The sequence below is a fragment of the Corynebacterium humireducens NBRC 106098 = DSM 45392 genome, assembly GCF_000819445.1.
In the GTDB taxonomy this organism is placed as follows: Bacteria; Actinomycetota; Actinomycetes; order Mycobacteriales; family Mycobacteriaceae; genus Corynebacterium; species Corynebacterium humireducens.
The window spans coordinates 1,064,812-1,077,962 of record NZ_CP005286.1; the positions used below are offsets into that span (position 1 = coordinate 1,064,812).

Annotated in this window: 11 protein-coding genes and 1 tRNA gene; 4 read left to right on the forward strand and 8 right to left on the reverse strand. The window is 69.3% G+C overall.

What is annotated here, in order from left to right; translation table 11 throughout:
* Positions 1–2,640, forward strand: coding sequence for an AAA family ATPase (locus tag B842_RS05345; protein ID WP_040085583.1), 2,640 nt, complete (start codon positions 1–3; stop codon positions 2,638–2,640).
* 74 nt (positions 2,641–2,714) lie between these two features.
* Here B842_RS05345 and B842_RS05350 read toward each other — a convergent pair whose 3' ends face one another.
* Positions 2,715–3,602, reverse strand: coding sequence for an IS5 family transposase (locus tag B842_RS05350; RefSeq protein ID WP_040084736.1), 888 nt, complete (start codon positions 3,600–3,602; stop codon positions 2,715–2,717).
* Between the two features lie 111 nt (positions 3,603–3,713).
* Entirely contained in the window at positions 3,714–4,250 is a 537-nt protein-coding gene (locus tag B842_RS05355; protein WP_040085584.1) for a YceI family protein, read from the reverse strand.
* A gap of 238 nt (positions 4,251–4,488) precedes the next feature.
* On the opposite strand from B842_RS05355, the gene B842_RS05360 reads away from it, so the two are divergent.
* The gene (locus tag B842_RS05360; RefSeq protein WP_040085585.1) at positions 4,489–4,989 is read left to right on the forward strand and encodes a MarR family winged helix-turn-helix transcriptional regulator; all 501 of its coding nucleotides are present in this window, start codon (positions 4,489–4,491) and stop codon (positions 4,987–4,989) included.
* Positions 4,990–5,089: 100 nt separating this feature from the next.
* Positions 5,090–5,299: a PspC domain-containing protein gene (locus B842_RS05365; protein WP_082028386.1), complete on the forward strand. Its 210-nt coding sequence runs from the start codon at positions 5,090–5,092 to the stop codon at positions 5,297–5,299.
* A gap of 82 nt (positions 5,300–5,381) precedes the next feature.
* Here B842_RS05365 and catC read toward each other — a convergent pair whose 3' ends face one another.
* From catC to B842_RS05395, 6 genes are all read right to left on the reverse strand, one after another.
* Positions 5,382–5,672, reverse strand: a complete 291-nt coding sequence (catC, locus tag B842_RS05370) for a muconolactone Delta-isomerase (RefSeq protein WP_040085587.1) — start codon at positions 5,670–5,672, stop codon at positions 5,382–5,384.
* Between the two features lie 73 nt (positions 5,673–5,745).
* Entirely contained in the window at positions 5,746–8,547 is a 2,802-nt protein-coding gene (acnA, locus tag B842_RS05375) for an aconitate hydratase (protein WP_040085588.1), read from the reverse strand.
* Positions 8,534–8,782, reverse strand: coding sequence for a hexameric tyrosine-coordinated heme protein (locus tag B842_RS05380; RefSeq protein WP_082028387.1), 249 nt, complete (start codon positions 8,780–8,782; stop codon positions 8,534–8,536). Before B842_RS05380 ends, acnA begins: the two co-directional genes overlap by 14 nt.
* Before the next feature lie 129 nt (positions 8,783–8,911).
* Positions 8,912–9,475, reverse strand: coding sequence for a DUF937 domain-containing protein (locus tag B842_RS05385; protein ID WP_040085589.1), 564 nt, complete (start codon positions 9,473–9,475; stop codon positions 8,912–8,914).
* A gap of 182 nt (positions 9,476–9,657) precedes the next feature.
* A tRNA-Arg gene (locus B842_RS05390) sits at positions 9,658–9,730 on the reverse strand.
* A gap of 73 nt (positions 9,731–9,803) precedes the next feature.
* Positions 9,804–11,375 carry an alpha/beta hydrolase gene (locus B842_RS05395; protein ID WP_082028388.1) on the reverse strand — a complete coding sequence of 524 codons (1,572 nt, stop codon included), beginning with the start codon at positions 11,373–11,375 and terminating at the stop codon, positions 9,804–9,806.
* Positions 11,376–11,497: 122 nt separating this feature from the next.
* Here B842_RS05395 and argS point away from each other — a divergent pair, with 122 nt between their 5' ends.
* Positions 11,498–13,150, forward strand: coding sequence for an arginine--tRNA ligase (argS, locus tag B842_RS05400; protein WP_040085591.1), 1,653 nt, complete (start codon positions 11,498–11,500; stop codon positions 13,148–13,150).
* Position 13,151 lies beyond the last annotated feature (1 nt).

A 13,151-nucleotide genomic window follows, 5' to 3' on the forward strand; every position in this document is an offset into this window, starting at 1 on the left:
ATGCGTATCCATTCCCTCACCCTGGAGAACTTCCGCGGCGTCGAGAGGCTCGAGCTGCGGGACCTGCCGGAGACCGGCGTCATCGTCATCCACGGCGACAACGAACAGGGCAAGTCGACCATCCTCGACGCCCTCGACGCGGTGCTCAACGAGAAGCACGGCGGCCGTTCCCGCGCCGTGAAGGCCTGGCAGCCCGTCGGGCGTGACGATTCCCCGACGGTGACGCTGCACGCCACGGTCGGGCCGGTGACGTTCACCATCCGCAAGAACTGGCTGCGCGCCCCCAAGGCGGAGCTGCGCATCACCGCCCCGCAGCGGGGCGACTACACCGGCCGGGAGGCCGAGGACCAGCTCGAGGAGATCCTCTCCCGCCACCTGGACCGTGAGCTGGCCCGCACCCTCTTCCTGCGGCAGGACGACCTCGGCGACGGGATTGCCGCGGTGGGCATCTCCTCGGTGACGAGGGCCCTCGACGGCGCCGACGACGCCGAGAGCTCCGGCACGGAGGACACGGCGTTGAGCGCGGCCGTCGAGAAGGAGTACGAACGCTACTTCACCGCCGGCGGGCAGGCGCGGCTGGAACTCAAGGAGGCCCGCGAGGCCTTCGAGAGCGCGCAGACCGACCAGGAGACGGCCGCCGCCGAGAACGCCGAACTGGCGGGGCACGTCGACCGTTTCGACAGGGTGACCGAGCGGCAGGCGCAGGCCCTCGCGGACCTGCCCGGTGCGGAGGCCGAGGAGCAGGAACTCGCCGAGCGGGCGCGCGTCGCCGCCGAGGCCGAGGAACGCGCCGGGGTGCTGCGCCGCGAACTGCAGTTGGCCACCGAGGCGCTGGAGCGCGCCGAGTCCGCCGTGACGCAGCGCGCCACCCTCGCCGCCGCCGTCACCGACGCGGAGGAGCTGCTCGCCGAACGCCGCGCAGGCCTGGAGGCCGCGCAGGAGGAGGCCGGCCGGGAGGCCACCCAGCTGCAGGAGCTGGGGGAGAGGCGCACCGCGGCGGTGCAGGCGCAGAAGGACGCCGCCGCACGTCTGCGCACCGCGCGCCGGGAGCTGCGGCTGGTCACCGATGCTTCCCGACGCGCCGACCTCACCACCCAGCTCGCCTCCGTCCGCGAGCTCAACGAGAGGATCGCCCAGCTGCGGACGGCCACCGCCGGACGGGAGATCACCGCGGCGGACGTCGACGCCGTCGAGGAGGCCACCACCGAACTCACCCTCGCCCGCCGCCTGCGCGCCGGGGCGGCGGCCCGTCTGGAGTTCACCGGCCCGGCCGGGGAGACCCTCACGGTCGACGGCACGGAGCTGACGCTCGGCGATGAACCCGTGTCGGTGGAACTGTCCGACGGCACCGCACTGCTCATCGGCGGGATCACCGCCCGCTACCGCGCCGGGCACACCGCGGAGACGGGCACCGACCCGGTCGCGGCGGCCGAGCAGACCCTCACCGCGCTGCTGGAGGAGCTCGACCTCCCCGACCTCGCGGCCGTCCGTGAGGCCCACGACGTCCACCGGCGCGCCACGGAGGACCTCGCGGCGCTGCTGCGGGAGCGCACCAGCCTGCTCGGCGGGGCGGAGGAGGAGCAGCTCGTCGCCGAGCTCGCCCGCCTCGAGGAGGAACTGGCGGACGAGGACCTCCCTGACCTCGACGTCGACGCCGCCACCCGTGCCGTGGAGGAGGCGGAAGACGCCGGCGAGGAGGCCGGCCGCCTGCTTGCCGAGATCGACGAGGCACTCGCCCCCTGGCAGCAGCGCCGCGCCGAGAACGCCCTCACCGCGCTCAACGTCCGCATCGAGGCGGCGGAGGAGTCCCTCCGCCAGGCGCAGTCCGCCCTCGACAGCGCACTTGCCGGGGCCTCTGACGAGGCGCTAGGGGAGGCCGTCCGGGAGGCGACGCGGGCCCGCGAGGAGGCGCTCGCGCAGTCCCGCGCGGCGGATGAGGAGGTCGCCGCCGCCGACCCGCAGCTGGCCGCCGACCTGCACGAGGGGGCGGTGGTCCGACTGCGTTCGCTGCACGAGACCGTCGCCCGGTCCCGGGAGGACCTGGCCGGCCTGCGGAGCTACATCGAGCAGGCCCAGGGGGCGGCGGAACGCCTGGACAAGGCGGAGTCCGCGCTGGAGGCCGCCCGCCACCGGCTCGACTCCGTCACCCGCCGCGCCGAGGCCGTGCAGCTGCTGCGCGAGACCCTGCAGCGGCACCGTGCCGAGGCCCGCGCCCGCTACGCCCGCCCCTTCGCGGAGCAGCTCACCCTGCTGGCGCGGCCGGTGTTCGGCACGGACGTGGAGTTCACGCTCTCCGACCAGCTGGAGGTCAGCCAGCGCAGCGACGCCGACGGCACCGTCCCGCTGGCGGACCTGTCGGGTGGTGCCAAGGAGCAGCTGGCGATCCTCACCCGGTTCGCCATCGCCCACCTCACCTCCCGGGAGTCGGAGGACGGTCAGGTGCCGGTGCCGGTCATCATCGACGACGCCCTCGGCTCCACCGACCCGACCCGCCTGCAGCGGATGTCCACGCTGTTCTCCCGGATGGGCGACTCCGGCCAGGTCATCGTGCTCACCTGCGTGCCGCAGCGTTATGAGCGGGTCGGCGGGCGGACCGAGTACGCGATCGAGGACCTGAAGTCGTCGACGACGTTGCTGTAGCCGGGGCGTCGGAAAGCGCAAAGGACCCCCGCCAGAGGTGGCGGGGGTCCGTGTCGGGAGAGGCTTAGAGGGTGTTACGAAAGTCGTTTCAGCCAGTAGCGGATATTCGCCAACTGCACCGTGGCCTCGAAATGCACCGCTAACTTGTCGAAACGCGTGGCACACCCACGATGCTGCTTGATCCGGTTGATACCCCGCTCCACGGCATTACGCCGCTGGTAAGCCACGGCATCGAAGGCAGGGGGTCGGCCACCGGCCGACCCCCTGCGCCGACGGTTGGCGACCTGGTCCTTCGGCTGGGAGATCGTCGCCTTGATCCCCCGCGCCCGCAACCACGCCCGGTTCGCCCGTGAGGAATACGCCTTGTCCGCCAACACCCGCTCGGGTCGTTTCCGCGGCCGACCACGCGTGGCGGACGGCACCCGGATTTTCTCCAGTACCCGCACCATCTGTGGACCATCACCGGCTTGACCTGGGGTGATCGCAAAGGACAGCACCCCGCAGTCAGCGTCAATGGCCACATGGATCTTGGTCGACCACCCGCCCCGCGAGCGGCCGAACCCATGATGATCCGGCTCCCCCGGGTGGCGGAGGGGGCTGTCTTTCCGTGCACCCGCGGCGTGGATATGTCCACGGGTGGTTGTGGAATCCACGCTGACCTCCCAGGAGAGTTTTCCTTTCTCCTGGGCGTGGGTGAGCAGCCGGGTGTGCACGTTCTCCCATACTCCGTTGGCCCGCAGCCGGGCGAACAGATCGTGGACCCGCCACCAGGGGCCGTAGCGCTCATGGACGTCGCGCCACGGGCAGCCGGTGCGGATGCGAAAGAAGATGCCGTTGACCAGGGACCGTAGGTCCCAGGTGCGGGGGCGTCCCCGCCGTGACGGGGCCGGTAGCAGTGGGACAAGCAGGTCCCATTCAGCGTCGGTGAGGTCATGGCGTGCTGAGGGCGGTACAGTAGGCAACGAGGGTTTCCTTGCGAGCGTTGATGATTCGACACCAACAGCGTGCGCGGGGAGACCCTCGTTGCTGTTTATGACACGCCGGTCTCACTCACCGGATTTTCGTAACACGCTCTAGGCCTGCTTGATGCCGGAGCCGTCGATCTCGATGGTGATCTGCTCGGAGACGAGGACGCCGCCGGAGCCCAGCGGGGCCTGGAAGTCGACGCCGAAGTCCTTGCGGTTGATCTTGGTGGAGGCCTCGAAGCCGACGCGGGTGTTGCCGAACGGGTCCTCCTCGACGCCGAAGACCTCGACATCCAGGGTGACCGGCTTGGTCACGCCCTTGAGGGTGAGGTTGCCGGTGACGGTGCCGGAGTGGCCCTGCATGTCGAAGGAGGTGGACTCGAAGGTCATCTCCGGGTACTGCTCGACGGCGAAGAAGTCCTCGCCGCGGACGTGGCCGTCGCGGTCGGCGTTGTTGGTGTTCACGGAGGCGGTCTTGATGACGGCCTTGGCGACGGAGGCGGCCGGGTTGGCCTCGTCGAAGGTGACGGAACCCTCGAACTCGTCGAAGGTGCCGCGGACCTTGGTGACCATGGCGTGGCGGGCGACGAAGGCGATGGTGGTGTGGGCGGTGTCCAGGATCCAGGTTCCGTTGAGGTTGGTCATTGTCTTCTCCTACGTGAGTCAGGTGTCTAATACCGCCGCCGTGGTCCGGCGTGCGGTTCGGTTATCACCCTAACACGGAATGGTGACTTGTCAACAACAGGTGCATTTCATGCTCCGAGGGAAGTGTATCTGCGCAGGTCAAGGCATGAATATTATTTCGCATCCGTATCCGGGCTCAAGGTAGGTCATCCCCGTCGGGATTATTGTCGCCGCCTATCGGAGGGCTATAGTCAGTGACATGGGAAACGATGCACGCTGGCTCAACGATGAAGAACAGGCGCTGTGGCGACTCATTCTCGCGGGAATGCGGAAGATCGACCGGGTGATGGATGAGACCCTCCTCGCCACGAGCGATCTCTCCAGCTCCGAGTTCTCTGTGCTCGTGAGCCTCTCCGAGGCCGAGAACCAGTCGCTGCGTCTGCGTGACCTGTGCGCCAGCCTCGACTGGGACCGCTCCCGCACCTCCCACCAGATCACCCGCATGGAACGCCGCGGCCTGGTGACCAAGCGCAAGAGCGAGGGCGACGCCCGCGGCGTCGTCGTCTCCCTCACCGACGAGGGCATGCGCCGACTCGAGGCCGCTGCCCCGGAGCACGTCGAGAGCGTCCGCCGCGTCGTCTTCGACCACATGACCCCGGAGCAGCACACCCACCTCAAGGCCTTCATGCAGGGCGTTGTCGCGGTGACCAACGTCCCGGGGCACCCCGACTTCTGCGGTTCCGACGACGCCGACTGCTGATCTCAGGGTTTTATCGGGGCGCTCCCCGATGTGCGGGATCCCCGTGAGTTGTCACAATGGAGGGGACAACGAAGAGACGACAGCACCCGAGGAGCCCACCATGAGCAACTTCAACACCCCGATGCACCAGCGCCGCCTGCGCCGTTCCCTCACCGACCGTTACGTCGCCGGTGTCCTGGGCGGCATCGCCGAGACCTACGACTGGAACCCGACCCTGGTCCGCCTGATCTTCATCGCGGTCGCCGTCCTCGGCACCGGCACCCCGCTCCTGGCGTACGTCATCGCCTGGTTCATCATGCCGACAGAGTAGGCCGAGTAGGCCCAGAGACAGCACCGCCCGTCGCCCACGACACGTGGGGGACGGGCGGTGCTGTCGTGCGTCGGCAAGCGGACTAGAAGAAGTCCTCGCGCGTGGCGTTCGGGTGCTGCGCCAGCGGCGTGACCCTGATGTCCATGTACTTGTACATCGGGAAGCCGGAGAGGATCTCGTGGAGGTGGTCGTTGTCGCGGACGTCGTAGATGGAGTAGTTCGCGTACTCGCCGACGACCCGCCAGATGCCCTTCATGATGCCCTCCCGCTGCAGGTTGCCGGAGTACTCCTTCTCGCGGACCTGGAAGTCGGCGACCTGCTCGGGGGTGAGGGACTCGGGGAACGTGACATCCATACGTGCCAGGAACAGCATCGACGCGGCCTTTCGGTGGAGGGGCAAGGTGATACCTCACGATACCCGCTCCCGAAAGGCCGTGGGGACCTCCTCAGAGCAGCTGGCGCAGCACGTACGGCAGGATGCCGCCGTGCCGGAAGTACGCCTCCTCTGCGGGGGTGTCGATGCGCACGACCGCCTCGAACTCGACGGTGCGCTCCGGGGACTCGGCACGCACCGTCACCGTCCGGGGGATGTCCTCCCGGCCGGCCAATCCCGTGACCGAGAAGACCTCGTCGCCGGTGAGATCGTAGGACGCCGCCGATTCGCCCTCCGGGAACTGCAGCGGCAGCACTCCCATGCCCACCAGGTTGGAGCGGTGGATGCGCTCGAAGGAGCGGGCGATCACCGCACGCACCCCGAGCAGTGACGTGCCCTTCGCCGCCCAGTCGCGGGAGGACCCGGAACCGTACTCGGCGCCCGCGAGGACGATGAGCGGCACGTTCTCCTCCCGGTAGCGTTGCGCGGCGTCGTAAATGGACATCTCCTCGCCGTCGGGGAGGTGACGGGTGACCCCACCCTCCGTGCCGGGGGCGAGCAGGTTCCGCAGCCGCACGTTGGCGAAGGTGCCGCGGACCATCACGTGGTGGTTGCCGCGTCGCGAGCCGTAGGAGTTGAAGTCCCTCGGCTCCACACCCTGTTCCTGCAGGTAGCGGCCCGCAGGTGAGGTCGGGTTGATCGCGCCGGCCGGGGAGATGTGGTCGGTGGTCACCGAGTCGCCCAACAGCGCCAGCACACGCGCCCCCGCGATGTCCTCGACCGGGGCGGGTTCGACCTCCATGCCGTCGAAGTAGGGGGGTTTCCGGATGTAGGTGGACTCCCCGCTCCAGGCGTACTTGTCGCCCTCCGGGATGGCCATGCCGCGCCAGTTGTCGTCACCGTCGAAGACCGTGTCGTAGCTGGCGGAGAACATCTCCGCGCGCACGTGCTCGTCGACGACCGCGCGGATCTCCTCCTCCGTCGGCCAGATGTCACGCAGGTAGACGTCCCGGCCCTCGGGGTCCTGCGCCAGCGGGTCCTCCAGCAGGTTGGTGTGCAGGCTGCCCGCCAGGGCGTAGGCGACCACCAGCGGCGGGGAGGCGAGGAAGTTCATCTTCACCTCGGGGTGGATGCGCCCCTCGAAGTTGCGGTTGCCCGACAGCACGGACGCCACGTTGAGTCCGTTGCCCGTCACCGCGCGGGACACCTCCGGGATGAGCGGCCCCGAGTTGCCGATGCACGTCGTGCAGCCGTAGCCGATGTTGTGGAAGCCCAGCCGGTCCAGGTACTCCGTCAGGCCGGCGCGCTCCAGGTAGGTGGTGACCACGCGGGAACCCGGCGCGAGGGTCGTCTTCACCCAGGGGCGGGTGCGCAGCCCACGTTCGACGGCCTTCTTCGCCAGGAGTGCAGCGCCCAGCATCACGGACGGGTTGGACGTGTTGGTGCACGAGGTGATCGCCGCGATGACCACGTCGCCGTGGTCGATGATCGCCGGGGTGCCGTCGATGACGACGTCCACCGGGTCCGAGGGCCAGCCCAGCTTCGCGTTCATGGTGAGCTGGCGGCGCGAGAGTTCCCGCGGTGGCGCGTCCCGGTACTGCCCCGTGTGCAGGTACACGGGGTCACTGGCGGGGAAGGAGTCCGCGGAGGCGTCGTCGACGCCGCCGGCGGCCGGGTGGTAGATGTCGTGCTCCCCGGCGAGCAGGCCCAGCACGGTGGCGGGGGCGTCGGCCAGGTTCATGCGGTCCTGTGGGCGGCTGGGACCGGAGATCGACGGGGTGACCGTCGCCAGGTCCAGTTCGACGACCTGGCTGTAGTCCGCGGGGGAGTCCGGGTCGTGCCACAGTCCCTGCACCTTCGCGTACTCCTCGACGAGCGCGATCTGCTGCTCCTCCCGCCCGGTCAGGCGCAGGTAGTTGAGGGTCTCCTCGTCGACAGGGAAGATCGCCACGGTGGCGCCGTACTCCGGGCTCATGTTGCCCAGGGTCGCGCGGTTGGCCAGCGGGATGGAGGCCACGCCGGGCCCGAAGAACTCCACGAACTTGCCGACGACCCGCGTCCTCCGCAGCAGCTCCGCCACCGTGAGCACCAGGTCCGTCGCCGTGGTGCCGGCGGGCAGCTCACCGATGAGCTTGAGGCCGACGACCTCCGGGATGAGCAGGCTGGCGGGCTGGCCGAGCATGGCGGCCTCCGCCTCGATGCCGCCCACGCCCCAGCCGAGCACGCCGAGGCCGTTGACCATCGGGGTGTGCGAGTCGGTGCCGACGAGCGTGTCCGGGTACGCCTGCACCACGCCGTCGCGCTCCCGGGTGAACACCACACGCGACAGGTACTCCAGGTTGACCTGGTGGCAGATGCCGGTGTCCGGCGGCACCACCACGAAATCGGCGAAGGACTGCTGCGCCCACCTCAGCAGCTGGTAGCGCTCCTCGTTGCGCTCGAACTCCAGCTGCGCGTTGATGCCGAGTGCCTGCGGGCTGCCGAAGGCGTCGGCGATGAGGGAGTGGTCGATGACCAGTTCCCCCGGGATGAGCGGGTTGATCTTCTGCGGGTCGCCGCCGAGGTCGGACATGGCGTCGCGCATGGCGACCAGGTCCACGACGCACGGCACGCCCGTGAAGTCCTGCATGAGCACGCGCGCCGGGGAGAACTGGATCTCCTCCGTGGACACCTTGTCGGGCGACCAGTTTCGCAGCGCCTCGATCTGGTCCCTCGTGACCAGCCGCCCGTCCTCGTTGCGCAGCAGGTTCTCCAGCAGGATACGCAGCGAGTAGGGGAGCCGCGCTTTCGTCTCGACGCCGTCGAGCCGGTGGATCTCGTAGTCGGTGTCACCGACCCGCAGGGTGTCCCAGGTGTCGAAGCTATTGGTCGTCATTGCTGACCCTCTCGCGCCAGTAGTTGTTGGCGGCGGCGATCGTGGCGAACTCCACGGCCACGGCATGGGCGGCCATCGTCAGCGAATCGGCGTTGCCCGCGTAATCGGGGCGCAGCCGCTGCCGGACATCCGCGTCCGGCTGGATGGCGGCGACGGTCTTGCGCGCCAGCATGATGGCGAGCGCGCGTCCTTCCTCAGGAGTGTCGGTGAGCAGGGTGTTTCCGGGGACGAGCATGATCGGCTCCTTCGCTGGGTGAAGAATGTACGGGGAAATCTGGGGTAATTTACACGGTACGTGACCGGGCTCACTTTCGCTACGGCCCACAAAAAAGGGCCGGGGGAGTCCCGGCCCTTCCACCACTGCTTATCGACGCCCACCGCCCAGCAGCCCACCCAACAGGTCCCCGAGGACCCCGCCGAGCCCACCCGGGCCCTGCGCCTGGGTCTGGGTCTGACCACCGCCGAGGACCTGACCGAGGATCATCTCGAGCAGGCCACCCTTGTCCCGGGCCTGCGCCTGCCCGGCACCACCCTGGGTGAGGCGGCCCGCCAGCCAGGACATAGCCAGCGGAGCCAGGATCGGCATGAGCGCACGCACGAGGCTCGTGCCACCGACGAGGCCACCGAGCTGGTGCGCCACCTGGTCCTCGTTCTGGCCGAACACATGGTGGGCGATCTTCGCGCCGTCCTGCGTGTCGATGTCGTCGACGTTGACGTCACCCTCGACGAGGTCCGGGTTGTGCGACTCCAGTGCGCTGGCCAGCGAGTCACGCCCCGCCTGGTCCTGGGCGTTGGCACCCATGCCGGCCAGCAGGGTGGACAGGATCTTCTCGGAGGCCTGGCGGACCTGCGCCGGGTCCTCGCCGAGGCGGGCGGCGATGCTGTCGATCGGGAGCTTGGACAGGAGATCGTTGATGTTGTTTGTCATGACACAATTCTAGAGAAACTCTCAGGTCCGCGTCCGGGGGTTGGGGCGTCGGCAAGCCCCCGAGGTGGATCGCCGGTGAGCATGGGGCCCTGAGTCCCCGGAATTTGCCGATGTTCACCGGCGATCGACCTGGAGGCAAGCATGCAGAAACCCCCGTTGACAGAGGTCAACGGGGGTGGCGGCGTCCCCGACAGGATTCGAACCTGCGACCTTTGGTACCGGAAACCAGTGCTCTATCCACTGAGCTACGGAGACAGCGCAGTCATCCGTGATGGATGACAACGGTGAAAGTCTAGCACCCGGGGCGGGGAGGATCCCAATCCGGTGGCTAGCGGTTGAGGCCCGGCACCTCGGTCACGGTGACCTGTCCGTCACGCAGGTAGTCGACGACGATCTCGTCGACGGCGGCGTTGCCCAGGCCGACGTGGCCGTGGCCGGAGCCGTTGACGGTGACGACGTGGGCGTTCATGGCGTCGGCAAGCGCGCGGTGGGTGCCGTAGGGGGTCTGCGGGTCGCCGGTGGCCTGGATCAGCAGCGGCCGGACGCCCAGTTCAGCACCCGAGACGGCCGGCAGGGAGGCGACGGGCGGGGCGCCGGCGCAGGCGGCGCCGGAGGTGAACATCGCGTTGGGGGCGGTGAAGATGTCGCCGGTGACGAAGTTGGTCCACGCGTACTTCGGCATGTCGGCCGGGTTGGCGGGGTAGTGGTTCTCGTTGCACATGACGAGGCGCTGCATGAGCTGGGCGTTGGCGAAGTCGAGGAGCTGGGTCTCCGACATCTCGGCGGCGAGCTCGGCCGGGTTCGGGGTGGGCCTCGTGCCGTTGATCATCTCGGCGAGGTTGGGCCACTGGGCGGTGAAGGGCAGGATCTGGCGGGTGATGGCGAGGGTGGGGGAGGTCGCCTGGTTGCCGCCGGTGACCACCTGGGAGCTCAGACCCTGAGAGGAGACGACGAAGGGGTTGACGGCGGTCATGGCCTGCGCGCCGGGCTGTCCGGACGAGAGGAGACCCGGGGGCAGGTCGCCGACCTGCGCCGGCGGCGGGACGACGGTCGGGTTGGTGCCGGTCTCGGCGACGACGCGGGCGGACCACGCCTGGTAGACGGCGAGCGGGGTCTCGCCGAGGCCGTAGACGTCGTGGCGCTCGGCGACCCAGGTCATGAAGTCGTGGAGGGCGTTCTCGTAGCCGGCCTGCTGGGAGCCCATGATGCCGTTCCAGGCGAGCTTCGGGTCCATGGCGGAGTCGAGGACGACGCGGTCGGTGTGCTGCGGGTAGCGGGTGGCGTACGCGGAGCCGAGGTAGGTGCCGTAGGACAGGCCGAGGACGGAGATCTTCTCGCGGCGCAGGGCGTTGCGGACCCACTCCCAGTCCTCGGCGGTGTTGTCCGTGGTCAGGGAGGCGGTGTAGCCGGGGTGGTTGGCCTCGCAGGCGGCCCGGATGAAGCCACCCTGGTTGGTGAGCGCGTCGACCGGGCCCATCGCCATGGCCTCCTCGGCGCAGTTCACGCCGGTGGAGCCGGGCAGGCCACGCGGCTGGACGGCGACGCGCTCCCACTCGTTGACCAGTCCGGCGGGCCAGGCGAAGTTCTCCTGGCCACCGACGTAGGAGTAGGCGTCGCCGCCCGGGCCGCCGGGGTTGGTGAACAGGGTGCCGCGGGCGGCGCCGGAGGCGGCGGGCACGCGGACGAAGCCCACGGAGATCGTGGGGCCGGCGGGGTCGGAGTGGTACATGGGGACGTCGATACGCCCGCACTGTGCCGTCGGGTCGGTCACCTGCTCGGGGCAGGCCTCCCAGGTGATGGGCTGGGCGGGGGCTGCGGTGGCGGCGGGGGCCGCCACGGCCGACACCGGCAGGAGGCCGAGCAGGGCGACTGCGGTCAGGGCGCGGGGGAGAAGATGCATGGGTGAATGATAACCAGAACAATCCGTTCATGTGAGTCAGACATGGGGGCGGATCCGGTGTGACGACGCTCAGGAAAGCCTCAGTGGGAGTGCAGGCGCGGGGTGCACTAGACTCATCGCCCATGACACCTGCTGATCTTGCGTCCCTCATCCGGGACACCGCCGCCGGCGTGCTCTCGTCCCGTGACCTCGACATCTCTGTTCTGCCCGACCCGGTGGTCGTCGAGCGTCCCCGTAATCCGGAGCACGGCGACTACGCCACCAACCTGGCCCTGCAGGTGGCCAAGAAGGTCGGCACCAACCCCCGCGAGCTGGCCACCTGGCTGGCCGAGGCCCTGGCGGAGGACCCCGCCATCGACGAGGCCACCATCGCGGGCCCGGGCTTCCTCAACATCCGCCTGGCGGCTGCGGCGCAGGGTGAGATCGTGGCGAAGATCCTCGCGGCCGGCGAGCAGTACGGCCACCTCGACATCTACGCCGGCCAGAGGATCAACCTGGAGTTCGTCTCCGCGAACCCGACCGGCCCGATCCACCTCGGCGGCACCCGCTGGGCGGCCGTCGGTGACTCCCTGGGCCGCGTGCTCACCGCCGCCGGCGCGCAGGTGACCCGCGAGTACTACTTCAACGACCACGGCGGCCAGATCGACCGTTTCGCACGTTCCCTCGTCGCGGCCGCCCAGGGTGAGCCGACCCCCGAGGACGGTTACGGCGGCGACTACATCCGGGAGATCGCGCAGGCGGTCGTCGAGAAGCAGCCGACGGCGCTGGACGGCACCCCGGAGCAGGTCCAGGAGACCTTCCGCGCCGAGGGCGTCGAGATGATGTTCGCGCACATCAAGGAGTCGCTGCACGAGTTCGGGACCGACTTCGACGTGTACTTCCACGAGAACTCGCTGTTCGAGTCGGGGGCCGTGGACAAGGCGGTGCAGACCCTCAAGGACAACGGCAACCTCTACGAGTCCGACGGCGCCTGGTGGCTGCGTTCCACCGACTTCGGCGACGACAAGGACCGCGTCGTGATCAAGTCCGACGGCGACGCCGCGTACATCGCCGGTGACATCGCCTACGTCGCGGACAAGATCGACCGTGGCCACGACCTGTGCATCTACATGCTCGGCGCCGACCACCACGGCTACGTCGCCCGCCTCAAGGCCGCCGCGGCCGCGCTGGGCTACGACGCCGACCAGGTGGAGGTCATGATCGGCCAGATGGTCAACCTGCTCCGCGACGGCGAGGCGGTGCGCATGTCCAAGCGTGCCGGCACCGTCATCACCCTCGACGACCTGGTCGAGGCCATCGGCATCGACGCCGCCCGCTACTCCCTCATCCGCTCCTCCGTCGACTCCTCCCTGGACATCGACCTGGCGCTGTGGGCCTCCCAGTCCTCGGACAACCCCGTCTACTACGTCCAGTACGGCCACGCCCGCCTGTGCTCCATCGCGCGCAAGGCCGCCGAGCTGGGCGTCACCGCCGACAACCCGGACCTCTCCCTGCTCACCCACGAGCGGGAGGGCGACCTCATCCGCACCCTCGGCGAGTTCCCGAACGTGGTCAAGGCCGCGGCGGAACTGCGTGAGCCGCACCGTATCGCCCGTTATGCCGAGGAACTGGCCGGCGTGTTCCACCGCTTCTACGACAACTGCCAGATCCTGCCGAAGGCGGACGAAGAGGCCGCCCCGATCCACACCGCCCGCCTGGCGCTGGCTGCGGCCACCCGCCAGACCCTGGCCAACGCGCTCGGCCTGGTCGGTGTCACCGCCCCGGAGAGGATGTAAG

What these genes read in the sequence shown, in the direction of transcription:
- B842_RS05345 (WP_040085583.1), top strand. Translation starts at nt 1, where the DNA reads ATGCGTATCCATTCCCTCACCCTGGAGAACTTCCGCGGCGTCGAGAGG.
- B842_RS05355 (WP_040085584.1), bottom strand. Translation starts at nt 4,250, where the DNA reads ATGACCAACCTCAACGGAACCTGGATCCTGGACACCGCCCACACCACC.
- B842_RS05360 (WP_040085585.1), top strand. Translation starts at nt 4,489, where the DNA reads ATGGGAAACGATGCACGCTGGCTCAACGATGAAGAACAGGCGCTGTGG.
- B842_RS05365 (WP_082028386.1), top strand. Translation starts at nt 5,090, where the DNA reads ATGAGCAACTTCAACACCCCGATGCACCAGCGCCGCCTGCGCCGTTCC.
- catC (WP_040085587.1), bottom strand. Translation starts at nt 5,672, where the DNA reads ATGCTGTTCCTGGCACGTATGGATGTCACGTTCCCCGAGTCCCTCACC.
- acnA (WP_040085588.1), bottom strand. Translation starts at nt 8,547, where the DNA reads ATGACGACCAATAGCTTCGACACCTGGGACACCCTGCGGGTCGGTGAC.
- B842_RS05380 (WP_082028387.1), bottom strand. Translation starts at nt 8,782, where the DNA reads ATGCTCGTCCCCGGAAACACCCTGCTCACCGACACTCCTGAGGAAGGA.
- B842_RS05385 (WP_040085589.1), bottom strand. Translation starts at nt 9,475, where the DNA reads ATGACAAACAACATCAACGATCTCCTGTCCAAGCTCCCGATCGACAGC.
- B842_RS05395 (WP_082028388.1), bottom strand. Translation starts at nt 11,375, where the DNA reads ATGCATCTTCTCCCCCGCGCCCTGACCGCAGTCGCCCTGCTCGGCCTC.
- argS (WP_040085591.1), top strand. Translation starts at nt 11,498, where the DNA reads ATGACACCTGCTGATCTTGCGTCCCTCATCCGGGACACCGCCGCCGGC.